This is a genomic window from Nocardia pneumoniae NBRC 100136, assembly GCF_000308755.1.
Taxonomy (GTDB): domain Bacteria; phylum Actinomycetota; class Actinomycetes; order Mycobacteriales; family Mycobacteriaceae; genus Nocardia; species Nocardia pneumoniae.
The window spans coordinates 33,076-58,641 of the sequence record NZ_BAGF01000079.1; the positions used below are offsets into that span (position 1 = coordinate 33,076).

Consider the following 25,566-nt stretch of genomic DNA (forward strand, 5'->3'; position numbering starts at 1 on the left):
ATCACACCTCACCGCCGGATTTCGCAGCGGTGAGGTGGAATGTCACCTGCCGATAACGCGGGGTAAATCCGGCGCAATCGGCGGTCCGCATGATCGAAGGCATGTCTGACGCAGTGACCGGCCGCAGCGACGGCATCGCCCGAACGGCGTGCTCGTACTGCGGCGTGGGCTGCGGGATCACCGTGCAGACCGGCTCCGGCCCGGGGGACAAACCGGTGATCGCCAAGGTCAGCGGCGACAAGCTGCACCCGGCGAACGCGGGTCGTCTGTGCACCAAAGGCGCCACGCACGCGGAGTTGATGGGCGCCTCCGGCCGGATGGAGACCGCCTACCGTCGCTCGGAACGTGGCCAGGTCCCGGTGCCGTTCCCCGTCGACGAGGCCGTGCACGAGGCCGCCACCCGACTGCGGGCGATCCTGGACGAGCACGGTCCGGACGCGATCGCCCTGTACGTCTCGGGGCAGATGTCGCTGGAAGCGCAGTACCTCGCGACCAAGCTCGCCAAGGGTTATCTGCGCACGGTGCACATCGAGGCGAACTCGCGACTGTGCATGGCCAGCGCGGGTACCGGGTACAAGCAGTCGCTCGGCGCGGACGGGCCGCCCGGCTCCTACGACGACTTCGAGCACGCGGATCTGTTCTTCGTGATCGGCGCGAATATGGCCGACTGCCACCCGATCCTCCACCTGCGCATGGCCGACCGGCTCAAGGCGGGCGCGAAGCTCATCGTGGTCGACCCGCGCCGCACCGAGACCGCCGCACGTGCCGACCTGTTCCTCCAGATCGCCCCGGGCACGGATCTCGCGCTGCTGAACGGGCTGCTGCACCTGCTGGTCGAGAACGGCGACATCGACGCGCAGTTCATCGCCGAGCACACCGAGGGCTGGGAGGCGATGCCGGAGTTCCTGGCCGACTACCCGCCCGCGCGGGTCGCCGAGATCACCGGACTCGCCGAAGCCGACATCCGCACCGCCGCGCAGTGGATCGGCGCGGCGGGTGAGTGGATGTCGCTGTGGACGATGGGACTCAACCAGTCCACGCACGGCACGTGGAACACCAACGCCCTGTGCAACCTGCACCTGGCCACCGGGGCCATCTGCCGTCCCGGCAGCGGGCCGTTCTCGCTCACCGGCCAGCCGAACGCGATGGGCGGGCGCGAGATGGGCTACATGGGGCCCGGTCTGCCCGGTCAGCGCAGCCTGCTCTCCGCCGAGGACCGCGCGTTCGTGGAAACCGAGTGGGGCCTCGAACCCGGCACGCTGCGCACCGAGGCCGGGCCGGGCACGGTCGAGATGTTCCGTGCATTGGCCGAGGGCACGATCAAGGCGGCGTGGATCATCTGCACCAATCCCGTTGCCACCGTGTCGAACCGGAAGACGGTGATCGCGGGCCTGGAGGCGGCGGAACTGGTGATCGCGCAGGACGCCTACACCGAAACCGCGACCAACGCCTACGCCGATCTGCTGCTGCCCGCCACGCTGTGGGCGGAAGCCGATGCGGTGATGGTGAATTCCGAACGCAACCTCACCCTGCTCCAGCAGTCGGTCCCGCCCACCGGCGACGCGCGGCCGGACTGGCGGCTGATCGCCGACGTCGCCACCGCGATGGGGTTCCCCGGTTTCGACTTCGCGTCCAGCGCCGAGGTTTTCGACGAGATCAAGCGGTTCGCGAATCCCGCGACGGGCTACGACCTGCGCGGCGTGAGCTACGAGGCGCTGCGCGACGGCCCGATGCAGTGGCCGTGCGCGCAGCCCGAACGCAGGCGCAACCCGATCCGGTATCTCAACGACGGGGTCAGCCAGACGTTGTTCGTCGACGAGAACGGCCATCAGCCCCGGCTCGCCTTCGCCACACCGAGCCGCCGCGCGGTCTTCTGGCCGCGACCGCACATGCTGCCGCGGGAGATGCCGGACGACGACTACCCGTTCCTGCTCAACACCGGCCGCCTGCAACACCAGTGGCACACCATGACCAAGACCGGCAAGATCGACAAGCTGACCAAGCTGAACGGCACGCCGTTCGTCGAGGTGCACCCGGCCGACGCCGAGCGCCTCGGCCTGCGCAAGGGCGACCAGCTGGAGATCGCCTCGCGCCGGGGCCGGGCCGTCCTGCCGGTGCAGGTCAGCGACCGGGTTCGCCAGGGCGATTGCTTCGTGCCGTTCCATTGGAACGACGAGCAGGGTGAATACCTGACCATCAACGCGGTCACCAACGACGCGGTCGACCCGGCGTCGCTGCAACCGGAGTTCAAAGCGTGCGCGGTGGCGCTGCGCCGGGTCGCCGCCGCGCCGCGACCGGAGACTCCCCCGGCACTGCCGACGGTGGAGTCGGCGCACCCGCTGGCGGCCGTGCTCGGCCTGGACGGCGGCACCGCACCCACGCTCAGTGAGACCGAGCGGATCTACCTCAGCGGCTATCTGGCCGCGCTGCAAGCGCTTCCGGTGACCGGGCAGCCGGTCGTTCCGGAGTCGGCGCCGATGTCCGCGCATGCCAGGCTGTGGGTCGACGGCTTGCTCGCCGGTATGTACTCGCGCGACACGGCGGTCCCGGTGACCGCCCCGAGCGCGGGCGCCGCCGCGCGCGCGATCACCGTGCTGTGGGCTTCGCAGACCGGCACCGCGGAGGAATTCGCCGCCAAAGCCGCCGCGCGCCTGGCCGAGGGCGGTTTCGCGCCCCGGCTGCTCGACCTGGATTCCTGCGATCTCGGCGCGATCAGCGGTGACGTGTTGCTGATCAGCAGCACGTTCGGCGACGGAGGACCGCCGGACAACGGAGCCGATTTCTGGGATCGGCTGGCCGAGAGCGCCGTGCGGCTGACCGGTGTGCGATACGCGGTGTTCGCGCTCGGCGACTCGTCCTACGACGATTTCTGCGGCTACGGCCGCAAACTGGACCAGAAGCTGGCCGAGCTGGGCGCGACCAGGCTGCTCTCGCGCGTCGACAGCGAACCCGACTACCAGGACGCCGGTGAGCGCTGGCTCGATGACGTGCTCGCCGCGTTCGGCGACGGTCCTTCCGGCGAGCCCGGCTCCCCCGTCGATCTGCCGGCACGCGGCGGTATCGGCTCAGTGCGCACGACGACGCACACCGGTGCGGTAGCCACGATGGAGCGGCCGACCGCCGCGCCCGCGCTCGGCCGCACCCGCACCGCTCCCGCGCCGTTCACCCGCAGCGTGCCGCTGCGCGCCCCGCTGGTGCGCAACGAGGTGCTCTCGACCGGCGATTCGCCCAAAGAGGTGCGCCGGTTCGGGTTCGATCTGCGCGGTCTGGAGGCCGGATACGAGGTGGGCGATTCGCTCGGCGTCTGGCCGGTGAACTGCACCTCGCTGGTCACCGAGTGGCTGACCGCCACCGGCCTGGACGGCCGCAGGGTGGTCGAGGTCGACGACCGCGAACTACCGCTCGCCGAGGCGCTGCGCACGCACTACGACATCACCAAGGTCAGCAACGACCTGCTCGGCTTCCTCGCCGAGCGCAATCCCAGCGGCAGGCTCGCCAAGCTGCTGCGCAGGGACAATCGCAACGAGCTGGCCAACTACCTGTGGGACCGGCAGGCCGTCGACGTGCTGCGTGATTTCCCAGTGCGGGCCGATCTGGTGGAGTGGCTCGGCACGCTGAAGAAGCTGCAACCGCGACAGTATTCGATCTCGTCGAGCCCGCTGGTCAGCCCGGATGAGGTGGAGCTGACCGTCGGCATCGTCCGCTACGGCGACCCTTCGGCCATCGGTTCGGCGGCGCGGCGCGGCGGGGTGTGCTCGACCTTCCTGGCCGACCGGGCGGGCGCCGAGCTCGCCGACGCGGCGGTGCCGATCTTCCTGCAGCGGGCCCCGCACTTCCGTCCGCCCGCCGACTCGGCGACGCCGATGATCATGGTGGGACCCGGCACCGGCATCGCGCCGTTCCGCGGGTTCCTCCAGGAGCGCAGGGCCCTCGGCTGCACCGGACGCAACTGGTTGTTCTTCGGCGATCAGCACGCGGCGCACAACTTCTACTACCGCGCCGAACTGGAGGACATGTTCCGCTCCGGCTTCCTGACCCGGCTCGACCTGGCTTTCTCCCGCGACCAGCGCGAGCGGATCTACGTGCAGCACCGGATGATCGAGCACGGCGCCGAGCTGTGGTCCTGGCTGCGCGACGGCGCCCACTTCTACGTCTGCGGCGACGCCAGCCGCATGGCGAAGGACGTCGACGACGCGCTGCTGCGGATCGCCCGCATCCACGGCAAACTCGACGAGGACGGCGCGCTGGCGTTCAAGAAGCAGTTGATCGCCGAAAAACGCTACGTCCGCGACGTCTATTGAGCTGACGCCACCGCGGCCCGAACCAGGAGTTCGGTTTCGAACACGACGGCTGACCTCGAAACACCCGGGGTTCTGCGGCCGTTCGCGCGGTGCCGGTCGGTGGCTAGTCGGCCAGCAGGTATTCGCGGAGTTTGGCGCGGTCGGGCTTGCCAGGGCCGCGCAGTGGGATCTCGTCGAGCACCACCAGCTCGCGTGGCGCGGCGGTGGTGTCCAGTTCGGCGATCACGTGTTCGCGTAGTTCGTCGAGGCTCGGTGCGGCGCCGGGGGCGGGCACCACGGCCACGGCGACGCGCTCCCCGAGCCGTTCGTCCGGCAGCCCGAGCACCACCACCTCGCTGATCGCGGGATGGGTGCTCAGCACCGCCTCGACCACCTGCGGGATCACCAGCAGGCCGCCGGTCGTGATCGCCTGGTCCAGCCGTCCGGTGATGGTCAGCAAGCCGTTCTCGAACCTGCCCGCGTCATCGGTGCGGAACCAGCCCGGTTCGGCGAAGGCCGGATGGTCGGGCTGATTGCGATAGCCGGAGGCGATCATGGCGCCGCCGATCACCACCCGGCCGTCCTCGATGCGCACCTGCGTGCCATCCAGCGGCACGCCGTCGTATACGCACCCACCGCAGGTTTCGCTCATGCCGTAGGTGCGGACCACGGTGATGCCCGCGGCTCGGGCACGCTCGTACACCGGAAGCGGAGTGGCCGCGCCGCCGACGAGCACGCCGTCGAGCTCGGCCAGCGCCGCGGCGGCGACCGGCGAGTCGAGCGCCTTGATCAACTGGGTCGGGACCAGCGCCGTATACCGTCGTTCGCCGCGCATGCCCGAGATGGCGCCCGCGAGCGCTTCGGGCAGGAATCCGCCCGACACGTCCAGCACCGTGGGTTCGGTGCCCGCCAGAATGCTGCGCAGCAGCACTTGGATGCCCGCGATGTGATGGGTGGGCAGAGCCAGCAACCAGCTGCCGGGCCCGCCGAGCCGATCGTGCGTCGCGGTGCCGCTGGCGCGCAGAGCCGCCGCGCTGAGCATCGCGCCTTTCGGCACACCGGTGGTGCCGGAGGTGGTCACGACCAAGGCGACCTCGTCGTCGATCGGCTCACCCGGCGACAGCGCGTCGCTCAGTCGTCTGGCCTCGCGCCGGTCGCTGGTGGGAATCGGCAGCCACGCGGCCCCGTTGCCCTCCAGCGCCTGCCGCAGGTGCGGCATGACGTCGCCGAGACCCGATCCGGTCGGCATCGGCAAGGTTCGCAGTGTCTTGCTCATGCCGTATCCATCCGGGCATGAGCGGGGCCCTCCGTGGTCACGCTCCGCTGCCTCCTCCAGGCCTGACCGCTCATGACCGCGCCTCGCTGGCGCTCGGCTCCGTCATGCGCGATGCGCGCTGCGTTGATGATTCGCTCGCTGCGCTCGCTCATGCCCTGCCTCGCCGTTTGCCGGGCTCGGTGGTGCCAAGAGCCGCTGTGCCCATGGCTCGCTCGCTGCGCTCCCTCACAGTAGGGATCGTGTCATGCCCGCGTCACCACACGCGGAACGGGTCGGTTTGCTGGGGTGGCGCGGGAGCGGTGCGGCTACCCGGACGGATGGGGGCTCGAGTACGACTGGCATCGGGACTGCGATTCACTCGTCGGACGGGACGCGGACACGGCGACCCGGACATCGGCGGTCGGGTGGCCGTCTGAGCGTTATCGTCCTCGCCGGTTGTCGCGTTGGCAACTCGGCGCGGCCCGCCGAACTATCGAATGGAACCGATGTCACGCCGGTGACCAGCGGGAATCCCGTCTGATCGGATGCGAGGGCGGCACCTCGACGAAGACGATCGGCACGCCGTCGGGATCGCGCACCCACATCTCCACCAGGCCCCACGGCTCCTCGAGCGGGGCACGGTCGATCGGGATGCCTTTGAGCGACAGCTCCGCGGCGACATCGGACACATCGCGGACCTGGAGCCAGATCGCGCCCTCGAACGACGAGGAGCTGCCCGATCCGCCGTGCGCCGCCACCTCGATCAGCGACTGTCCGGCGAAGAAGACCGTGCCGCCGGGATACTCCCGCGCGATGGCCAGCCCCAGCCCGTCCCGGTAGAAGGCGAGCGTGGCCGCGTAGTCGGCGGGGCGCAGAATGATCCGGCTGCTGAGGATGTCCATGTCAGAAGTACCAGGGGTAGGGGGTCCAGTCCGGCTTGCGCTTCTCCAGGAACGCGTCGCGGCCTTCGACGGCCTCGTCGGTCATGTACGCCATCCTGGTCGCCTCACCGGCGAACAGTTGCTGGCCCACCAGACCGTCGTCGACCAAATTGAACGCGTACTTCAGCATGCGCTGCGCCTGCGGGGACTTGCCGTTGATGTCGGCGGTCCACTCCAGCGCCACGTCTTCCAGCTCGGCATGGTCGACGACCTTGTTCACCGCGCCCATCTGGTGCATCTCCTCGGCGGTGTAGGGGCGGCCGAGAAAGAAGATCTCCCTGGCGAACTTCTGGCCGACCATCTTGGCCAGATACGCGCTGCCGTAGCCGCCGTCGAAACTGCCCACGTCGGCGTCGGTCTGCTTGAAGCGGGCGTGCTCGCGACTGGCCAGGGTCAGGTCGCAGACCACATGCAGACTGTGGCCGCCACCCGCGGCCCAGCCGTTCACCAGCGCGATCACCACCTTCGGCATGAAGCGGATCAGCCGCTGCACCTCGAGAATGTGCAGGCGGCCCGCGCGGGCCTGGTCGACCGTGTCCGCGGTGTCGCCGCTGGCGTACTGGTAGCCGCTGCGTCCGCGGATGCGCTGGTCGCCGCCGGAGCAGAAGGCCCAGCCGCCGTCCTTGGGGCTCGGGCCGTTCCCGGTGATCAGCACCGCGCCGACGTCCGGAGTCATCCTGGCGTGGTCGAGTGCCCGGTAGAGTTCGTCGACCGTGTGCGGGCGAAACGCATTGCGCACCTCCGGCCGGTCGAAGGCGACCCGTACGGTGCCCTGCTCGATATGCCGGTGGTAGGTGATGTCGGTCAGGTTCTCGAACCCCGGAACGGGGCGCCACAGCTTCGGATTGAACGTCACCCCGGTGATTATTGCTGTGTCTGATTTTGCAGTGCCTGCGGCACTGCGTGTTCGCGGCCCCCTTATGGCTCGCGTCCGAGCCGGGCCGCGAATGGGCAATGCTCGGTCTCGCTTCGCTCGAAACCGGGAGCTGGGCCGGTGTGGTCGGGTGGCGAAGTGGGTGCCTGACGGAGGCTGCCGCACTGCGTGTCCGCTGTGTCCGCACGGTCTCGATTTGACGGTGTAAAACTACGCGTTACCGTGCAGGTATGAGCGATCGAGTGAAACCTGTTATCGACCGGAGCGCGGTGGACGAATCCCGGTACGAGAAGCACGGCGGATTCCCGAAGGTCACCGCGGCGAAGGTGGGGCCGAACTTCGGCGAGTTCGTCGATGACATGCGGACGCTCCAGGATCTCGCGGTCTCCGTGGACGCGCCGGACGACGTCTTCGGGGCGGCGCGGGCCAAAGCCCGTGAGCTGATCGATCTGCTCGAGCCGTACCGCGCGCCGGAGTTGCAGGGTCCCGCGGGCCGGGCCGTCGAATTGCCCGGGCGCGGCAGCCTTCTGCTGCTGCCGTGGCGGGTGGTCGAGGCGGGACCGGACGGCATCGAGATGACCGGCGTGTTCCGCCGCTTCCACCTCGGCGGCAACGGGGCCGCGCACGGCGGCGTGCTCCCCCTGCTGTTCGACGACCTGCTCGGCATGATCGTGCACTACGCCGGACGGCCGATCAGCCGCACGGCGTTCCTCCACGTGAACTATCGCAAGGTCACCCCGCTCGAGACGGCGCTGACCGTTCGCGGGCGGGTCGACCGGATCGAAGGACGAAAAACTTTTATCACCGCCGAATTGCTCGATGAGCAGGGCAATCTGCTCGCCGACTGCGAGGGATTGATGGTTCAGTTGCTGCCCTGGCAGCCGTAGCCGGGTGAACGCTGGCGCGGGTGCGTATAGTTGCCCTCGCTCGTTCATCGATATCGATCCGGAGGAACCTGAAAGTGGTTGCAGCACTGTCTGAATCCCTGCTCGACGACGCCAAGCGCCCGGCTTTCCTTGCCGATGCCGTCGAGGTTCTCGACGCCGAGGTCTCGGACAAGGGTGGTGCGTCCGGCCTGGCTGTGAAGGGTGGCTACGCGGCGGTCAAGAAGATCAGCCCGACCATCGTGTCCGACGCGCTGGAGTCGTTGGCGCCCAAGCTCGTCGCGCAGCTGGAGCCGTTCTGGCAGGAGTACGCCGCGTCGGGCTCCGGCAAGTTCGCCGATCTGCTCGTCGCCAAGTCCGATGAGGTCGCCGAGGCGCTGCTCGCGGTCACCGACGCGCGCGCCGAGGCCTCCACCCGGCCTGCTCTGAAGAAGGTCTACTCCTCGATGCGCTCGTCGGCGAAGAAGAACGTCGTCGAGGCGCTCCCGCGGGTCGGCGACCTGATCCAGAAGCACGCCAACTGATTTGCGAGGTCGCACATCGGGGTGTCTCGGCTGCCCGGCCCTCGATGTGCGACGCACGCGCGACCTTGTCGATCCCGCACCAAGCGAGATCGACTGATACGCCGAACCGCTATTGCGGTGTGGTTTTGCTGAGCGCGGCCAGTGCAGAGCGCAGGGCCGAAATGTATGCCACTGCCTTCCCGAGCGCGACGCATCGCGGCTCCTTCGCTGCGGCTCTGGCCGACTCCCCCCGATCCGATTTCACGAACTCGGTGCGGATGTGACCCAACGGCACCCCCGAGCCGCGCCCCAGAGCATGGCGAACACGACCATGCGGCAGGCATGACCCACAGCACCGCCCGGCCCCGCCGTAAGCATCACGAACTCGACCGCGCCCCGAATGTGACCCGAAAGCACCGCTCGAGCCGCCCCCAGAGCGTGACAAGCACGGACCACCGGACATGGCCTAGCAGTTCCGCCTGAGCCGGTCCCAGGCCATCACGAATCCGCCGCCGCGGACGTGGCCGAACAACCTCGCCCGGCCCCGGCCCCAGGGCAGCACGAATCCGGCCACGCGGTGTACGTGGCCGAAGAGACAGTGAGACATGCCCCTCCCGGACGTCGAACAGGCGGAACTGTCTGCCAGTCTGGAGGCGTGAACCCGTCTACAGCACAAGCGCAGGTCGTCGTCGACGAGCTCGTGCGCGGGGGCGTGCGGGATGTCGTCCTGTGCCCCGGCTCCCGGAACGCTCCGCTGGCCTTCGCCCTGCAGGCCGCCGACGCGGCCGGGCGGTTGCGGCTGCACATGCGGATCGACGAGCGAACGGCGGGCTTCCTCGCCGTCGGACTCGCCGTCGCGAGCAGGCTCCCGGTTCCGGTCGTGATGACCTCGGGCACCGCGGTGGCCAACCTCGGACCCGCCGTGCTGGAGGCCAACTACGCCAGGGTTCCCCTGGTGGTGCTCAGCGCCAATCGTCCCTACGAGCTGCTCGGCTCCGGCGCCAACCAGACCATCGAGCAGTTCGGCCTGTTCGGCAGCCAGGTGCGCGCCACCATCTCGCTCGGCCTCGCCGAAGAGGAGACGGGCGACGCCGACCATCCGCCCTACGGTCAGCAGAACAGCCAGTGGCGCTCGACGGTCTGCCGGGTGCTCGCGGCGGCGCGCGGCACCCGTTCCGGCAACGCGGGCCCGGTGCACTTCGACGTCCCACTGCGCGAGCCGCTGGTCCCCGACCCGGTGCCCAACGAGGCGGCTCCCGCGGGCCGCGCGGGCGAGTGCGCCTGGACCGAGACCCAGTACGCGACGCTGGACGTGCCGCTCGATCTCGATCTGACCCCCGACACGGTGGTGATCTCCGGACATGGCGCCGGACTCCGGCCGGAACTGGCGGCGCTGCCGACCGTCGCCGAGCCCACCGCACCCATGCACGGTCCCCCGCTGCACCCGCTCGCGCTGCCGCTGCTGCGACCCCGGCAAGCGATCATCACCGGCCGTCCGACCCTGCACCGCCAGGTGTCGAAGGTGCTCGCCGACCCGGATGTCCGCGTGTACGCGCTGACCACCGGCCCGCGCTGGCCCGACGTGTCCGGCAACGTGGTCGGCACCGGAACGCGCGCGGTCACCTCGGGCGAGCCGAGCGCCGAATGGCTGAATCACTGCCGCGAACTGAACGCGAAAGCCGACCAGGTGGTGCGCGCCGAACTCGCGCGGCACCCGAAGCCGACCGGGCTGCACGTCGCCGCGGTCGTGATGGACGCACTGCGCGACGGCGACCAGCTGCTACTCGGCGCGTCGAACCCGGTGCGCGACGCCGCGCTGGTCTCCCACCCCCGGCCGGGGATCAAGGTGCTGTCCAATCGCGGCGTCGCCGGTATCGATGGCACGGTGTCCACGGCCGTCGGCGCGGCACTACACCACCCGGGCCGCACCATCGCGCTGATCGGCGACCTCACGTTCCTGCACGACGCGTCCGGCCTGCTCATCGGCCCCGGCGAACCACGACCGGCCGACCTCACCATCGTGGTCGCCAACGACGACGGCGGCGGCATCTTCGAGTTGCTCGAGCAGGGCGATCCGCAGTACGCGGGCGTGTTCGAACGGGTCTTCGGCACGCCGCACGGCATGGATCTGGCCGCGCTGTGCGCCGCCTACCGCATCCCGCACCGGCAGGTCGATCCACAGCAGCTGGCCGTCGAGTTGACCGGGCACGCGCACGGCATGCGGGTGCTCGAGGTAGCCACCGAGCGGTCGAGCCTGCGTGAACTGCATGCGACGGTGCGGGCGAAGATCCAGCCCTGAACGAGAGGCGGCCTGGTCAGTAGTCCAGGTCCTCCTCGATTTCATCGTCCAGGGGGACCGGGATGGACTGTTCGAACACGTCCGCCGGGTTGGCGTCGAATACGTCGCGCTCGATGACCGCTCGCTCGGCAGTTTCCTCCCCCTCCGGTACGTCGTCGGGTAGGACCGGCTCCTCCGGATACGCCGGGATGGACTGCTCCGCGAGATCGGCCTCGGGGACCGCGTCCGCAAGGGGATCTGTCATCGTGCGCTCCTCTCCGCGTAGGCCTCGCGATCGGCATACCCGTCGTGGCACGCCGCAATCAAGGCGGACGAACAACTGGCGACAGCATCGAGGATGCCCGTGGCCGGGCCGCGGGGCAACCATCTCGCAAGGTGCGTCACCCCGCCTCGTCCGCACGCGGGGCCGCCGCGCTCGCGGGATGCTCCACCAGTGCGAGCGTGCGCCCGGCCATGAACCGCGCGGTGCGCACCGCCGTCCCCGACCGGGTCACCTCACTGACTTCGACCACGCCGCGCGCGATCCGCACCTCCACCCGCCGCCCGGCCCGAGTAGCCGCGATCTCGTAATTGCGCGACCCGTCGCCGACATCGACGACGATCTCCACCCGATCACCCTTCATCCTCCAATTCTCCGCTTTTCCAGCGCTTTTCGCCGCTACGGCTGGATAACGGCGGCGCGGCGCGAACGGTGTCGAGCGGCGGTCGAGACGGCCCGGTCGCGCGCGGACGGCTACGCCGCCGCCCGGCGCAGACCGAGTCCGAGCCTGCGCGCGATGCGGCCCATGAGCTGAGACATCGCGGCCGGAAAGGAATCCGGCTCGGGGATGGTGACCGGGCGAATCCGGCCGTTGTGGATCGCGCTCACCCGCCAGTTTCCGGAAGTGCGCACCAGCACCAGCGTCTGGCGCGAGAGCCTGCGCTCGGGCAGCCGCGAACGCCACGGCATCAGCACCGACGCGGTGCCGTGCAGGATCGCTACGTCCGGAGTGACGAAGCGGATCGACTCCACCTCGCCGACGAGCGCCGAGCCCGCCAGCACGCCGCGAAAGAGCTTGTCGTGATTGCGCTGATGCTCGGCGCGGCCGATCGCGCGGGTGCCGTCGTAGGACACGTAGTCGGAGTCTTCGGTGAACAGCGCGGCGTAGGCGACGGCGTCGTTATCGGTCCAGGCCCGCATGAGGTCCTGGAACAGCGCCCGGATCTGGGCGGCATCGGTGGCGGTCCGGTCGGTGGTCTGGTTCATCGCTGGCCCCTGTCGTGCTATCGTTTCGGCGAACGAAGTCTACGATAACAGAAAGTTTCGAATGTCGAAAGATGAACTCATCGGCGAGATCGGTACGCAGTTGCGGCTGCTCCAGCAGAGCTTCGACCTCTTCGACGAGGCGGCCGCCGCTCATCTGGGGTTGAACCGCACCGACCTGCGGTGCTTGGATGTCGTGCTCGGCCGCGGTCCGCTGCCCGCCGGTGAGCTGAGTGCCGCGCTGAAACTCAGTCCCGCGGCAACGACTACGGTCATCGATCGCCTGGAACGGGCCGGGTTCGTCGCTCGCGCTCAGGATCCGGCGAATCGGCGCCGAGTCCTGGTGACCGCCACCGACGCCGCGGGCGAGGTGGCGCAGCGGATCTTCGAACCGGTCGGCCGCGCGGGCGCGCAGGCGCTCGGCCGCTACGACACCGATCAACTCGCGCTGATCCTCGACTTCCTGCACACCGCGCTCGCCGTCCATCGGGAGCAGACCGATCGCGTCGTGGCGAAAGGCTGACCTCGGCGCGCGGATTCGCGATGTCAGCCCACGAGTCCCCGCGAGGACCGATTAATTCCGGGAGGCTCGCGCGTCTCACCTGATGGAGACGTCCCCACGCTCAGGAGATTCGATGAAACCGGAATTCGATTTCGAACCTGCGGCTACCGCGCTCGAGACGGTGGTCGCCGGGATAACCGAGGATCAACTCACCTTGCCGACGCCATGTGCCGACACCACGGTGCGAAGCCTCCTCGTGCACGTCGTCGACCTCACGGAGGCATTCCGGCAGGCCGCCACCAAGGAGGCCGTGGGTCGTTCGGTCGCGCCGAGCACCAGCCCGGACCGGTCTCTCGTTCCGGATTGGCAGAGCAGGATTCCCGCGCAGCTGAAGGCCCTTGTCTCCGCATGGCGCGAACCGGCGGCATGGGACGGTGTCACCGAAGCGGGCGGTGTCACGATGCCCGCTCCCGCCATGGCCATGGTCGCGCTGGACGAATTGGTCATCCACGGCTGGGATCTGGCCAAGGCGACCGGCCAGGAACCGCGTTATGACCCTGCCGATCTGGCGGCGCTCGTCGAATTCCTGGCGGATACGCCGCCCGAAGGCACACCGGGACTCTTCGGCCCGATAGTGCCGGTTCCGGCCGACGCGCCGGTCCTGCATCGGGTCGTCGGTCTCACCGGGCGCGACCCAGCCTGGACGCCCTGACCTGCGTCACGCCAGGCTTGTCGGGGTGACCGGCAGGCGTGACGAATATTCCGGCCCGCGCCGCGCTGGCGGCGGCCGCCGCGGTTGTGCGGACGGCGTTGTCGTCGATGGGATCACCACTGGCGAGCAGCCTGTAGTAGAGCGGGCCGGATACCGCCGACAGGACGGCGCGGGGGTCGGTGCCAGCAGGAGCCTCGCCGCGCTCGATGGCGGCGGCGACACACGGAGCCCATTCGGTGAGCCGGATGTCGTAGAAGCGGCTCAGCGCCGTGGCCGCGGTCTCGTCGGCGGTGGCGGCGGCGATGACGGCCTGGAACAGCCGTCCTTGGCGAGGGTCGGTCAACGTCGAGGCGACCAGATGAGCGTTGGCGGTGAGATCCCCGAGCAGTGAACCCGTGTCCGCATGCGGCAGCGACTGTTCGGCCATGTCGGCCAGCAGATCCGCGACCAGCCCGGCCGGGGTGCGCCAGCGGCGGTAGACGGTGGTCTTGCCGACCTCGGCGCGCGTCGCGACCTCGGCCAGATCCAGGTGCGCGAAGCCACGTTCGGCGAGCATGTCGCCCGCGACGCGCAGCACGGCCGCACGGACCCGTGCGGTCCGTCCACCAGGGCGAATCGAGCCCGGTGCCGCCTCTTCGTTCTCCATAACGGTACTCCAGTTTCATTTATGCCCGCGCAGGTGTACTGTCCGAGTTGTTAACGGAACTATAGACCCTTTTGGGGAGCCGTCCGGTGCACCTGCGCATGGCGACGCGCACCAGGTGAGCAGCCGGACGACATGACACGCAGTAGGAGGACGGTCCTGTGAACGTTCAGACGGCAGCCACGCAGATGGAGTACCGGCGGCTCGGCGCATCGGGTCTGCTCGTCCCGGCCCTGAGCTTCGGCGCGGGCACCTTCGGCGGACGGGGCGAGCTGTTCAGCGCATGGGGCGACACCGACGCCGAGCAGGCCCGACGGCTGGTCGACATCAGCCTGGACGCCGGTGTCACGATGTTCGACACCGCCGACGTGTACTCCGACGGCGCCTCCGAAGAGGTACTCGGCGCGGCCGTCAAGGGCAGGCGCGATCAGGTGCTGCTGTCCACCAAGGCGACGTTGCCGACCGGCCCCGGTCCGCTGGACGCCGGTTCCGGACGGGCCAGGTTGATCGGCGCGGTCGAAGCGTCGCTGCGCAGGCTGGGCACCGACTACATCGATCTGTTCCAGCTGCACGCCTTCGACGCGGGGACCCCGGTGGAGGAAGTCGTCGCCGCGTTGGACGACCTGGTGCGCGCGGGCAAGATCCGCTACGTCGGCGCCTCGAACTTCGCGGGCTGGCAGCTGATGAAATCCCTTGCCGCGGCCGATCGCAGTGGCCTCACCAGGTATGTCGCGCACCAGGTCTACTACTCGCTGGTCGGGCGCGACTACGAATGGGAGCTCATGCCGCTCGGGCGCGACCAAGGCGTCGGCGCGGTCGTCTGGAGCCCGCTGGGCTGGGGCAGGCTCACCGGCAAGATCCGTCGCGGCCAACCGCTTCCGGCGGGCAGCCGTCTGCATCGGACCGCCGAGGCCGGTCCGCCGGTCGACGACGAGAAGCTCTATGACGTGGTCGACGTCCTCGACGAGCTGGCCGCCGAAACCGGTAAGACGGTCCCGCAGATCGCCCTGAACTGGCTGCTGCGCCGCCCCACCGTCGCCACCGTCATCGTCGGCGCCCGCAACGAGGACCAGTTGCGCCAGAACCTCGGCGCCATCGGCTGGGAGCTCGACGCCGACCAGATCGCCCGCCTGGACAAGGCCAGCGCCACCACCCCGCCCTACCCCTACTACCCGTACTACCGCCTGCCGGACTTCGCCCGCCTGAACCCGCCCGCGGTGTGAGCGACGCCCCGCACGAAGAAAGCGAGCCATCGGGCACGACAGAGCCGTGCAAGGGCCGTGCAAGCAGAGACCGGCACAGTCGTCGGCATGACTTCTTTCGCACCATATTCAGCGCTCGCCGTGGAGGCGGACGGCCTGGTCAAGGTGTTCGGGGAACAGCGCGCCGTCGACGGTGTGAGCCTGGCGGTGCCGCGGGGCTCGGTGTACGGCGTGCTCGGACCGAACGGCGCGGGCAAGACCACGACCATCCGCATGCTGGCGACCCTGCTGCGCCCGGATGGCGGCAGCGCCCGGATCTTCGGCCACGACGTGGTGGCCGAGCCGACGGCGGTCCGCTCGCTGCTCGGCGTCACCGGGCAGTACGCCTCGGTCGACGAGGACTTGACCGCCGCCGAGAACCTGATCGTCTTCTCCCGCCTGCTCGGCCTGAGCCGGATCGACGCCCGGCGTAAGACGGACGAACTGCTGGAGGAATTCGATCTGGTCGAGGCGGCGAACAAGCCGCTGCGGAACTTCTCCGGAGGCATGCGGCGCAGGCTCGATCTGGCCGCCAGCCTGATCGCGACGCCGCCGCTGCTGTTCCTGGACGAACCCACCACCGGCCTCGACCCGCGCACCCGCGCCCAGATGTGGGAGACGATCCGCCGTCTGGTCCGCGAGGGCGCGACGGTATTGCTCACCACGCAGTATCTGGACGAGGCCGATCAGCTGGCCGACCGGATCGCGGTGATCGACCGCGGCAAGGTCATCGCCGACGGCACGGCCGACGAACTCAAGGCCTCGGTGGGCGGCTCGTCCCTGCACCTGACCCTGGTCGATCGCGACCAGGTGGACGAGGCGCGCCGGATCATCAGTGATTTCCTCGGCACCGAAACGCAGATCACCCCGGAGGCGGGGCGGCTCACCGCGCCGCTGCCCAACGCCGGTGTCACCGCCGATCTGCTGATCCGCCTGCGCGAGTGGGAGATCGGGGTCGACGAGATCACCGTGAGCAAGCCGAGCCTGGACGAGGTCTTCCTCACCATCACCGGCCACCCGGCCGACAACAACGACGAATCCGAGAGGAGCGCGGCATGAGCGTCAGGCCCGCAGGCGGCAGCCTGCGTGACCACGGAGGGCCCGCACATGCCGACAAAGGACACAGCATGACCACCATCACCGCGACCGAGACCGCGGCGCGCCATGCCTCGCCGACCCCGATTCCCGAAGTGAGCAACCGAATTCCGATCGGGCAGGCGGTGGCGAACTCGTTCACCATGGCCTACCGCGGCTTGCTGAAGGTCAAGCACAAGCCCGAGCAGCTGTTCGATGTCACGGTTCAGCCGATCCTGTTCACCGCCTTGTTCGCCTACATCTTCGGCGGCGCCATCGGCGGCAGCGTGCAGGATTACCTGCCGATCCTGATCCCCGGCATCCTGGTGCAGACCGTGGTGCTCACGTCGGTCGTCACCGGCACCCAGTTGCGCGAGGACATGGACAAGGGCGTCTTCGACCGGTTCAAATCCCTGCCGATCGCCCGCATCTCGGCCCTGGCCGGAGCGTTGATCGCGGACATGGTGCGCTACGTCATCGCGACCGTGCTGACCATCGCCGTCGGTCTGTGCATCGGCTATCGGCCCGAGGGCGGCGTGTTCGGCGTCGTCGCGGCGGGTCTGGTCATCGTGGCCTGCTCGTTCGCGATCAGCTGGATCTGGGCGCTGGTCGGGGTCACCGGCAAGAGCGCGGCGGGCGTGCAGGGCATCTCGATGATGATCATGTTCCCGCTGACCTTCATGTCCGGCGCGTTCGCGCTGGTGAGCACCATGCCGGGCTGGATGCAGGGACTCAACCACGCCAATCCCGTGTACTACATGGTGAACGCGTGCCGCGAGCTGATGAACGGCGGCGCCTACGGCAGCGACCTGGCCTGGTCGCTGATCGGCTCGCTGGTCGTGATCGCGATCTTCGCCCCGCTCACCGTCAAGGCGTACATGCGCCGGGCGTGAACCGCACGACGATCCGCACGCCGGGCACGACCAGTCGCCCGGCGTGCGGTCGTGTAGCCGAAGGGGTCAGCGAACGTCGTTCAGTTCCTGGATCATCCGCAGAATCCGGTCGGCGGAGTCCCTGCGGCGCAAGCGGCCGACCCGGTCGCGCGCTTCGCCGACCTGGTCGGCGCCGAGCATCGCGACCGCGGCGTCCAGGTGCCGGTCCCAGCGCATCGTGGGAAAGTCTTGGCGGCAGAACACATTCGGAGCCAGGACGAGCAGTTCGAGACCGCGCGAAACGTCGTGGCCGACGGCGATGAGATACGAGCCGATCGCGCAGGCGACGGCGCCGATCTGCGGCAGGTCCTGATACTGCGTCATCATCGGCACCATGACCTCGGCCAGTTCCGCGGCCAGGACCGCGTCGGTATCGGCCGCGCCGTAGAGGACCTTCGCGTCGAGCGCCGCCGCGGCGAGCATCAGTGCGCCGGGCCCCGGTCCGAACGCCTGGTCCGGCCAGCCGAACAGTTCCAATGCGCGCTGGTAGCGAGCGAAACCCTCCGCGATATCGCCTGATGCCAATGCCAACTCGGCCGAACTCTGCATGACCGTGGACAGCAACCGATTCCGCCCGCCGGTCGAGATGTCCAGGTCCATCGTGCCGAACGCGAGGTCGAGTTCCCGCTCGGCCCGCGCCAGCTCACCGGCGCCGACCAGCGAAGCTACCAGCAGGCTGCGGGTCTCCACGGTGTCCTCGTAGGCACCGAGCCGCTGCAGCAGCTCGAGCGAACGCCGGTAGTAGGTCACCGATTCGGCGTACTGGGCGATCTGGCCGCACACCTGGCCGAGGTGTCGGCACACCATGGCCACGCTCCAGATGTTGTTGTGCCCGAAGATCTCCAGCGCTCTGATCGCGTCGACGGTCGAGCCGCGCACGTCGCCGAGGTTCTCCCGGACATTGGCGCGCAGCAGCAGCGCGGTCGCCTTGGTCTCCGGATCGGTCGAGCGCAGCGCGCTGGCGATCAGCCTGCCGAGTCCGCGTCCGTCGAACCTGGTGAGCATGACCCGGCCGACGAAGCGGTTGTTCTCGGTGAGATCGGCGGCGCGTTGGCGCAGCAGGCGGCGCGCCCGCAGGCGCAGCCGGGCTAGATCGCGGGCGCCGCCGCCGGTGTACAGGAGATGCACGAACATCATCTCGTAGGTGGTGAGCACGAGGTCGGGGCGCGGTGCGTCCGGGCCGAAGTCGATCGGATCCATCCCGATCACCCGCTCGGCCCAGCCGACCACCTCCATGTGCGAGCCGCGGATCATCCACAGCGTCCCCACCACGGGAAAAACCGTGTACGCCGTTGCCGCGTCACGCCGTTCGATCGCGCAGCGCAACGCCGCGAGCAGGTTGTCCAACTCGGCCGCAACCGAGAGCGCGAGCTCCAGTTGATCGCCGGTGATATACCGGCGCGCCACGTCGTCGGCATAGTTTCTGGCCCACCGCATCATTCGGCTGTCGACCGCCTCCGGCTCGCCCGCGATGCCGGTCAATCGCTCTTCGCCGAATTCGCGCACCGTCTCCAGCATTCGATAGCGGATGCCGAGTACCTCGTCGTCCAGCACGGTGAGCAGCGACTGGCTGACCAGGCCGTCGACGGCGGCCGCGACGTCGTCCAGGTCGTCTCCGCACGCGACCGCCTCGGCGGCCGACAACGTGAAACCGGCTGGGAAGCGGCACAATCGGCGCAGCGCGACCTGCTGTTCGGCGTCGAGCAGATTCCAGCTCCAGTCGATCACCGCGTGCAGGGTGCGGTGCCGCTCCGGCGAGCTGCGGTCGCCGTGGCGCAGCAGCGCGAACCGGTCGGCCAGCCGCTCGTTGATCTCCTCGACGCTCATCACCCGCACCCGTGCGGCGGCCAGCTCGATGGCCAGCGGTAGTCCGTCCAGAGTGTGGCAGAGCTGGGCGACGACGTCCGGGTCGAGCCGGACGGCAGGCCGCACCGCCTTGGCGCGCGCGGCGAACAGCTCGGTCGCGGGCGAGCCCGAGGCGTCGATGGCCAAGGGCGGCAAGGGATACACGGTCTCCGCGGTGATCGTCAGCGGTGATCGGCTCGTGGTGAGCACGGTCAGCCGGTTCGCGACGCCGATCAGGTCGGCGACAACCACGGCGACGGCGTCGATCAGGTGCTCGCAGTTGTCCAGGATGAGCAGCATCGAGCGGGCCGATACCGCGTCGTGCAACCGTCTGCGCGCGTCGATGATCTGCCGGGAGCGCAATGCGGCCGTATCGAAGGTGACATCGCTGAGTCCGAGCGTCGCGGCGATCGCCGCCTCGATCTCGACTCTGGCGTCGGCGCCCTCGGCGCGGACCGAGGCCAGCTCGACCAGCACCACCGGACGCGAGCCCGCCACGCGTGCGCCGATCTCATTGGCGACCCTGGTCTTGCCCGCGCCGCCCGGACCGAGCACGGTCACCACGCGGGACTCACGCAGCAGATCGGCGAGCGCGGCGAGATCGGCCGCACGGCCGAGCAGCGCGTTGGGCGCGGCGCGCAGGCCGATGGCGGCCGGTGGCGGTTCCACGGCGACTCCGGTTCCAGACGATTGGTCCGCCGCGACACCGGCCCCATCCGTCGAGGCCGATGCGAAACCACCCTGGGAGCCGACAGTCGCTCCAGACACATCGGCAGAGCCCGGCTGCGCCGGTGCGCGACCAACCGCGGACGGCAGTGACGTGCGACCCACTGCGGACGGCTGCTCGACAGCGATACCGGCCCCATCCGCCGAGGTCGACCCGAAACCGTCCTGAGAGCCGACAGCCACACCAGACACACTGGCAGAGCCCGGCTGCGCCGGTGCGCGACCAACCGCGGACGGTGATTCCGCGGCGATGCCGGGCACAGCGGTCGAGGCCGACGCGAAACCGCCCTGGGAGCCGCCAGCGGTTCCAGGCACACCCGTGTGGCCGGGCTGCGCTGCGGCGCGGCCTACGGGCTCCCCTCGCAGGATCGCCGTGTGCAACGCGGCGAGTGCCGGTCCCGGGTCCGCGCCCAGCTGCTCGACCAGCCGGGAACGGAAGGCCGCGAAAGACTCCAGCGCCTCGTTGGTTCGCCCCGCCGCCGCGAGCAGACGCATCAGGGTCTGCTGGGCGGTCTCGTCCAGTGGGTCGGCGGCCGCGCGGCGGCGGGCCAGACGCAGTGCGCCATCGATGTCACCGCCGTCCTCGCGCGCGGTCAGCTCGAGCTCGTCGAGTTCGGCGAGCAGATGCCCGGCCATGGCGCGCAGGTCATCGGCGACGTCGCCGGACGGCAGATCAGCGCCGGGTTCACCACGCCACAGCGCCCGCGCTCGCCGGATCGCCGCGAGACACCCGGCTCGATCGCCCGCGGTGTGGCACCGGCGTGCCTCTCGCATCATTTCTCCGGCCAAGGCCACGTCGACTTGCTCGGCACCGAGCGTCAGCCGGTAGCCCGCGGGCCCGATCTCCAGCGCGCCGACCGGCAGGGCGGCTCGCAGCCGGGAGACCTGCGTGTGCAGCGCGTTCATCGGTGACCGCGGCGGCTGTTCGCCCCAGACGTCGTCGATCAGGGCCTGTGCGCTGCGGCTGCGCCCCGGCCGCAGGGCCAGCGCCGCGAGCAGGAGCCGGGAGCGCGCACCGGGCACCGGCGTCAGCGCACCGTCGCGGCGCAGCGCCACCTCGCCCAGCAAGGCCACCACGACCGATTCGCCTGCGGGCGTCGTCACTGCTCGACTGTGGCCGTGCGGGCCGTTGTGCTCCGGAAACATCCCGCGGTCATCGTAGGCGAGCACGGCCGACCGGGCCGACACGATTCTTTTGCCGCGATTCCGAGTGGTCGGTCGCATAGGCTGGCCGCATGGCTGAGTTCGAGGTGGTCCGGTCGGCCGTGATCACGGCCGAACCCGCGCGAGTGCACGCGCTGATCAACGACTTTCACGAATGGGTCAAGTGGTCGCCGTGGGAGGACCTCGACCCCCAGTTGCAGCGCAGTTATTCCGGCGCGGACTCCGGCGTCGGCGCACGCTACGCCTGGAGCGGCAACCGCAAGGCGGGAGCGGGCAGCATGGAGATCGTCAGCAGCACCGAGCGCCAGATCGGGGTGCGCCTGGAATTCCTGAAGCCGATGAAGGCCACCAACCAGGTGACCTTCATCCTGGACCCGGTGGAGACCGGCACCGAGGTGACCTGGCGGATGACCGGACAGCAGACCGGCCTGATGGGATTGATCGGCAAACTCATCCCGATGGACAAATTCGTCGGCCGGGACTTCGAGAAGGGACTTGCCGGATTGCAGCAGGCGGCCACGGCCCGAACGCCCTGATCGCCGCGCGCGCACCAGGCGGCACCACCGCCTTCGCTCCAGCCGTGCGCGGGCTGAAGACGGACTCCGTCCGACTGCGCGCATTATGCTGCGGACATGGCTACTGCTGCGCAATGGATCGAGGGCGCGCGACCGCGTACCCTGCCGAACGCGATCGCCCCCGTGCTCGCCGGGACCGGCGCCGCCGCGTCCATCGACGGCGCGGTGTGGTGGAAAGCGATTCTCGCGCTGCTGGTTTCGCTGGCGCTGATCATCGGCGTCAACTACGCCAACGACTACTCCGACGGTATCCGCGGCACCGACGACGTCCGGGTCGGTCCCGTGCGCCTGGTCGGGCAGAAACTGGCCTCCCCCGCCGCGGTGAAGAACGCCGCGATCGCCAGCCTTGCCCTCGGCGCGATATTCGGCCTGGTGCTCGTCGCCACCAGCGCGTGGTGGCTGCTGCTGATCGGCGCGGCCTGCCTGGCCGGTGCCTGGTACTACACCGGAGGCAGCACGCCCTACGGCTACCGCGGATTCGGCGAGCTGGCGGTGTTCGTCTTCTTCGGCCTGATCGGCGTGCTCGGCACCCAGTTCGTGCAGGCGAACCGGATCGACTGGGTGGGAGCGCTGCTGGCCATCTCGGTGGGCGCGTTCTCCAGCGCCGTGCTCGTCGCGAACAATCTGCGCGACATCCCGACCGACACCGAGTCCGGGAAGGTCACTCTCGCTGTGAAACTCGGCGACCCCCGCACCCGCACCCTGCATCTCGCGCTGCTCACAGTCCCCTTCGTCGCGACGCTGATCCTGCTCGCCCGCACCCCGTGGGCGCTGGCCGGGCTGGTCGCCATTCCGCTGGCCGTTCGCGCCAACGCGCCGGTGCGCGGCGGCAAGGGCGGCCTGGAACTGATTCCGGCGCTGCGCGATTCCGGCCTCGCCCTGCTCGTCTGGTCGGCGGTCACCGCCCTCGCGGTCGGGCTGGGTTAGTCCTCGTCCGGAACGAGGATGCCGAGCACCCAGTTCACGATCGAGACGATGATGCCGCCGAACACCGCGGCCCAGAAACCCTCCACGCGCAGGCCGTAATCGGTGAACGCGTCGGTGATCTCGGCGGTCAACCAAAGCATGAGGGCGTTGATCAGGAGCAGGAACAGGCCGAGCGTCACGATCACCAGTGGCAACGACAGCAGCTTGACGATCGGCTTGACCAGCGCGTTCACCACCGTGAACACCGCGGCCACGGCGAGCACGACGCCGATCTTCGCGGCGGTGCCCCCTTCGGGAGCGAGGATGTCGATCTTGTCGACCCAGAAGGCGGCCAGCCAGATGGCGACCGCGTTGATGACCAACCGAATCACGAGCTGCATGGGCCAATGCTAGGCCGGATGGGCGGACATGCGCCGACTTACAACGTGATCCACGGTGGCGCATGCCCGCTCGCTCAGGCCGCACGGTCCAGCAGGGCGTGCACCTTGGGGCGCAAGTCATGGATCGCGGCCGAGCCGCCGAACAGGCGCTCGGTGGTCTCGTTCGGCGCGCGCAGGATGCCGAGCAGGATATGCCCGGATTCGATGGTCTTGTCCTTGCGCGCGAGCGCCTCACGCAGCGAGAGCTCGAGCACCTTCTTCGCCTGCTTGGTGAACGGGATGTGCCCGTAGTACCCGCCGCGACCCCACGGGAACGGCCCGCGCCGACGGTCCGGCGCCGCGCGGTCGAGGGCGTCCTCGCCGAAGTGCGCCTCCAGCGACTCGCGGACGGCGTCCAGATCGATGCCGATGGATCGCAATGCCTCGGCGTCCTCGGGGCCGAGCGGTTCCCCCTTGCCCTGCTCGGCCAGCGCGCGGCGGACGCCCTCGCGAGTGAGCCCCACCTCCGCCAGCAGCGCCGTCAGCTCCGGCTCGGTCTGCCCGAGCAAGCCGAGCAGCACGTGCTCCACCTCGATATTCGACGCTCCGAGCTCGCGTGCGTCCTCCTGGGCTACGACGATCGCCGTACGCGCCGACCTGCTGAACCGTTCGAACATCAGCGGCCCCTGCCTTTCCGGTTGTACTTCTGGTGGACTGCCTGCTTGCTGACCTCGAGCGCCTCGGCGATCGCCTGCCAGGACCAGCCCTGGGCACGGGCATTGGCCACCTGGATCGCCTCGAGACGTTCGAGCAGCCTGCGTAGTGCGAGCACCGCGCGCAGTCCGACCTTGGGGTCGGGGCTGCCCGCGGCGGCCGCCAGTGTGGTTGCTTCCGTCATGTCGTCAATTTTGATTGACGCCAGCGAGTGGTGTCAATCAAAATTGACAACCGAGGACGCGCAGGAGCCCCATTCCGCTATCGGCGAACTGTCGAACCGCTCAGGCGTCCCAGATTCCGGTCGCCAGGAACTTGTCCAGGACCGCGGTCGGCTCGCCCAGGCTCAGCCCCTGGGACGCGACCCAGTCGTCGTCGAAATACGTTCCCGCGTAACGATCGCCACCGTCACAGAGCAGCGTGACCACGCTGCCGCGACAGCCCTCGGCGATCATCTCGCCGATCAGAGCGAACACGCCCCACAGATTGGTTCCGGTCGATCCGCCGACGCGGCGGCCGAGCCGAGCGCTCGCATGGCGCGCGGCCGCGATGGACGCCGCGTCGGGCACCTCGAACATCCGGTCCACCACCTGCCCCACGAACGACGGCTCCACCCGGGGGCGGCCGATCCCCTCGATACGGGAGGGCATTCCGGTCTGGTAGCCCGCGTCGCCGGTCTCGTAACCGCCGAAGAACGCGGAGTTCTCCGGATCGACCACGGCCAATTTCGTTGCGTGCCTGCGATAACGGATGTAACGGCCGATCGTGGCGCTGGTGCCGCCGGTGCCGGCGCCGACCACGATCCACTCCGGCACCGGATGGGTCTCCAACGCCATCTGCTCGAAGATCGATTCGGCGATGTTGTTGTTGCCGCGCCAGTCGGTGGCGCGCTCGGCGTGGGTGAACTGGTCCATGTAGTGACCGCCGCATTCGGCGGCCAGCCGCGCCGCCTCGGTGTACATGTCCGGCGGGCGCTGGACGAAATGACAGCGGCCGCCCTGCGCTTCGATCAGCGCGATCTTCTGCGGTGAGGTGCTCGCCGGCATCACCGCGACGAAGTCGAGGCCGAGCAGTTTCGCGAAGTAGGCCTCGCTGATCGCGGTCGAACCGGAAGACGCCTCCACCACCGTGGTGCCCTCGGTGATCCAGCCGTTGCAGATCGCGTACAGGAACAGCGAGCGAGCCAGGCGATGCTTGAGACTGCCGGTGATGTGGGTGGACTCGTCCTTGAGATACAGCTGCACGTTCCACTCCGCGGGCAGCGGGTAGCGCAGCAGGTGGGTGTCCGCGCTGCGCTGGGCGTCGGCGTCGATCAGCCGCACCGCGTTGTCGACCCAGTCGCGCGGGGTGGTGTGGTCGCAGGACCTCACGAAGGCGACCCCGCGTCCGGAGGATTGGGCGGCTCCTCGCCGCGTAGCCGCGCCCGCAGCTGGGCTTTGTCCCGCCGCCTGCGCTCGTCGACCAGGGCGATGTCCTCGTTGACCTTGGCGCGCAGCCGCTTGAACAGGGCCAGCGACAGCGGCATCGCGATGATCAAGGCGAACAGCGCCGCGACCGCCGGCGGGACGTCCACCGACACCAGCTGGGCGGCCAGCACGATCAGGGCGGCGAGCACTACCACGAGACCCAACCTCGCGACGGTATAAAGCGCCAGATTCCGGGCCAGCCGACGACCAACGCCAGCGGTTTGCTGTCCGGAAGCCTTTTCTGGTGGAGTTGCGTCACGCACATCCGTCAGCCTATGCGAAGCTGTTGCCCGCCCCCGGTGCACGCCCAATGCCGGGGGTGAGGCGCACATCCGTTTTGTCTATTACCTCCCCTTTACCAACTGTAGGTGGTTCGAGTACCTAGGGGTTTCAGTGCGACGATGGCG

The 25,566-nt window shown here is 69.3% G+C and carries 24 protein-coding genes; 11 read left to right on the forward strand and 13 right to left on the reverse strand.

Going from position 1 to position 25,566, the window contains the following annotated elements:
- Positions 1 to 101 precede the first annotated feature (101 nt).
- Positions 102 to 4,301, forward strand: a complete 4,200-nt coding sequence (locus tag ON34_RS25125; protein ID WP_245548183.1) for a bifunctional nitrate reductase/sulfite reductase flavoprotein subunit alpha — start codon at positions 102 to 104, stop codon at positions 4,299 to 4,301.
- Between the two features lie 103 nt (positions 4,302 to 4,404).
- Here the strand turns inward: ON34_RS25125 and menE are convergent, their stop codons facing one another.
- The 3 genes from menE to ON34_RS25140 form a co-directional block, all read right to left on the reverse strand.
- The gene (menE, locus tag ON34_RS25130) at positions 4,405 to 5,556 is read right to left on the reverse strand and encodes an o-succinylbenzoate--CoA ligase (protein WP_040783843.1); all 1,152 of its coding nucleotides are present in this window, start codon (positions 5,554 to 5,556) and stop codon (positions 4,405 to 4,407) included.
- Between the two features lie 488 nt (positions 5,557 to 6,044).
- A complete protein-coding gene (locus ON34_RS25135; protein WP_040783845.1) occupies positions 6,045 to 6,437 on the reverse strand; it encodes a VOC family protein in 393 nt (130 codons plus the stop codon).
- 1 nt (position 6,438) lies between these two features.
- The gene (locus ON34_RS25140; RefSeq protein WP_040783847.1) at positions 6,439 to 7,332 is read right to left on the reverse strand and encodes a 1,4-dihydroxy-2-naphthoyl-CoA synthase; all 894 of its coding nucleotides are present in this window, start codon (positions 7,330 to 7,332) and stop codon (positions 6,439 to 6,441) included.
- Between the two features lie 248 nt (positions 7,333 to 7,580).
- On the opposite strand from ON34_RS25140, the gene ON34_RS25145 reads away from it, so the two are divergent.
- From ON34_RS25145 to menD, 3 genes are all read left to right on the forward strand, one after another.
- Complete coding sequence (locus tag ON34_RS25145; RefSeq protein WP_040783848.1) at positions 7,581 to 8,237, forward strand: PaaI family thioesterase; 657 nt, start codon at positions 7,581 to 7,583, stop codon at positions 8,235 to 8,237.
- Between the two features lie 74 nt (positions 8,238 to 8,311).
- On the forward strand, positions 8,312 to 8,758 hold the full coding sequence (locus ON34_RS25150; protein WP_040783851.1) for a DUF6918 family protein: 447 nt from the start codon (positions 8,312 to 8,314) through the stop codon (positions 8,756 to 8,758).
- 634 nt (positions 8,759 to 9,392) lie between these two features.
- Entirely contained in the window at positions 9,393 to 11,036 is a 1,644-nt protein-coding gene (gene menD / locus ON34_RS25155; protein ID WP_040783852.1) for a 2-succinyl-5-enolpyruvyl-6-hydroxy-3-cyclohexene-1-carboxylic-acid synthase, read from the forward strand.
- A gap of 16 nt (positions 11,037 to 11,052) precedes the next feature.
- Here the strand turns inward: menD and ON34_RS25160 are convergent, their stop codons facing one another.
- The 3 genes from ON34_RS25160 to ON34_RS25170 all read right to left on the reverse strand — a co-directional run bounded on the left by ON34_RS25160 (position 11,053) and on the right by ON34_RS25170 (position 12,282).
- Complete coding sequence (locus tag ON34_RS25160) at positions 11,053 to 11,280, reverse strand: Rv3202a family protein (RefSeq protein ID WP_040783855.1); 228 nt, start codon at positions 11,278 to 11,280, stop codon at positions 11,053 to 11,055.
- 136 nt (positions 11,281 to 11,416) lie between these two features.
- Positions 11,417 to 11,659 (reverse strand): DUF8836 family protein, encoded by a 243-nt coding sequence (locus tag ON34_RS25165; RefSeq protein WP_040783858.1) that lies wholly within the window; start codon positions 11,657 to 11,659, stop codon positions 11,417 to 11,419.
- Positions 11,660 to 11,769: 110 nt separating this feature from the next.
- Positions 11,770 to 12,282 (reverse strand): SgcJ/EcaC family oxidoreductase, encoded by a 513-nt coding sequence (locus ON34_RS25170; protein WP_040783860.1) that lies wholly within the window; start codon positions 12,280 to 12,282, stop codon positions 11,770 to 11,772.
- Positions 12,283 to 12,343: 61 nt separating this feature from the next.
- Between ON34_RS25170 and ON34_RS25175 the strand changes: the two genes are divergently transcribed.
- Positions 12,344 to 12,802, forward strand: coding sequence for a MarR family winged helix-turn-helix transcriptional regulator (locus ON34_RS25175; protein WP_040783863.1), 459 nt, complete (start codon positions 12,344 to 12,346; stop codon positions 12,800 to 12,802).
- A 112-nt stretch (positions 12,803 to 12,914) separates the two neighbouring features.
- Positions 12,915 to 13,493, forward strand: a complete 579-nt coding sequence (locus ON34_RS25180; RefSeq protein WP_040784188.1) for a TIGR03086 family metal-binding protein — start codon at positions 12,915 to 12,917, stop codon at positions 13,491 to 13,493.
- Here the strand turns inward: ON34_RS25180 and ON34_RS25185 are convergent.
- Complete coding sequence (locus tag ON34_RS25185) at positions 13,462 to 14,139, reverse strand: TetR/AcrR family transcriptional regulator (RefSeq protein ID WP_051023080.1); 678 nt, start codon at positions 14,137 to 14,139, stop codon at positions 13,462 to 13,464. The genes ON34_RS25180 and ON34_RS25185 overlap by 32 nt on opposite strands.
- Before the next feature lie 185 nt (positions 14,140 to 14,324).
- On the opposite strand from ON34_RS25185, the gene ON34_RS25190 reads away from it, so the two are divergent.
- From ON34_RS25190 to ON34_RS25200, 3 genes are all read left to right on the forward strand, one after another.
- Positions 14,325 to 15,359: an aldo/keto reductase gene (locus ON34_RS25190; protein ID WP_040783865.1), complete on the forward strand. Its 1,035-nt coding sequence runs from the start codon at positions 14,325 to 14,327 to the stop codon at positions 15,357 to 15,359.
- Positions 15,360 to 15,446: 87 nt separating this feature from the next.
- Complete coding sequence (locus tag ON34_RS25195) at positions 15,447 to 16,436, forward strand: daunorubicin resistance protein DrrA family ABC transporter ATP-binding protein (RefSeq protein ID WP_040784191.1); 990 nt, start codon at positions 15,447 to 15,449, stop codon at positions 16,434 to 16,436.
- A gap of 68 nt (positions 16,437 to 16,504) precedes the next feature.
- The gene (locus ON34_RS25200) at positions 16,505 to 17,344 is read left to right on the forward strand and encodes an ABC transporter permease (RefSeq protein ID WP_083889754.1); all 840 of its coding nucleotides are present in this window, start codon (positions 16,505 to 16,507) and stop codon (positions 17,342 to 17,344) included.
- A gap of 66 nt (positions 17,345 to 17,410) precedes the next feature.
- Here ON34_RS25200 and ON34_RS25205 read toward each other — a convergent pair whose 3' ends face one another.
- Positions 17,411 to 21,058: an AfsR/SARP family transcriptional regulator gene (locus tag ON34_RS25205; RefSeq protein WP_245548184.1), complete on the reverse strand. Its 3,648-nt coding sequence runs from the start codon at positions 21,056 to 21,058 to the stop codon at positions 17,411 to 17,413.
- A gap of 131 nt (positions 21,059 to 21,189) precedes the next feature.
- Between ON34_RS25205 and ON34_RS25210 the strand changes: the two genes are divergently transcribed.
- Together ON34_RS25210 and ON34_RS25215 are read left to right on the forward strand one after the other, a co-directional pair.
- Positions 21,190 to 21,654 carry an SRPBCC family protein gene (locus ON34_RS25210; RefSeq protein WP_040783868.1) on the forward strand — a complete coding sequence of 155 codons (465 nt, stop codon included), beginning with the start codon at positions 21,190 to 21,192 and terminating at the stop codon, positions 21,652 to 21,654.
- 96 nt (positions 21,655 to 21,750) lie between these two features.
- A complete protein-coding gene (locus tag ON34_RS25215) occupies positions 21,751 to 22,620 on the forward strand; it encodes a 1,4-dihydroxy-2-naphthoate polyprenyltransferase (RefSeq protein ID WP_040783871.1) in 870 nt (289 codons plus the stop codon).
- Here ON34_RS25215 and ON34_RS25220 read toward each other — a convergent pair.
- The 5 genes from ON34_RS25220 to ON34_RS25240 all read right to left on the reverse strand — a co-directional run bounded on the left by ON34_RS25220 (position 22,617) and on the right by ON34_RS25240 (position 25,422).
- The gene (locus ON34_RS25220; RefSeq protein ID WP_040783874.1) at positions 22,617 to 23,000 is read right to left on the reverse strand and encodes a phage holin family protein; all 384 of its coding nucleotides are present in this window, start codon (positions 22,998 to 23,000) and stop codon (positions 22,617 to 22,619) included. The genes ON34_RS25215 and ON34_RS25220 overlap by 4 nt on opposite strands.
- Before the next feature lie 74 nt (positions 23,001 to 23,074).
- Positions 23,075 to 23,656 (reverse strand): Clp protease N-terminal domain-containing protein, encoded by a 582-nt coding sequence (locus ON34_RS25225; RefSeq protein WP_040783877.1) that lies wholly within the window; start codon positions 23,654 to 23,656, stop codon positions 23,075 to 23,077.
- Positions 23,656 to 23,877 carry a helix-turn-helix domain-containing protein gene (locus ON34_RS25230; protein ID WP_040783879.1) on the reverse strand — a complete coding sequence of 74 codons (222 nt, stop codon included), beginning with the start codon at positions 23,875 to 23,877 and terminating at the stop codon, positions 23,656 to 23,658. The genes ON34_RS25225 and ON34_RS25230 overlap by 1 nt, the downstream gene beginning before the upstream one ends.
- 100 nt (positions 23,878 to 23,977) lie before the next feature.
- A complete protein-coding gene (gene cds1, locus ON34_RS25235; RefSeq protein ID WP_040783881.1) occupies positions 23,978 to 25,063 on the reverse strand; it encodes an L-cysteine desulfhydrase Cds1 in 1,086 nt (361 codons plus the stop codon).
- Positions 25,060 to 25,422: a DUF4229 domain-containing protein gene (locus tag ON34_RS25240; protein WP_040783883.1), complete on the reverse strand. Its 363-nt coding sequence runs from the start codon at positions 25,420 to 25,422 to the stop codon at positions 25,060 to 25,062. Before ON34_RS25240 ends, cds1 begins: the two co-directional genes overlap by 4 nt.
- Positions 25,423 to 25,566 lie beyond the last annotated feature (144 nt).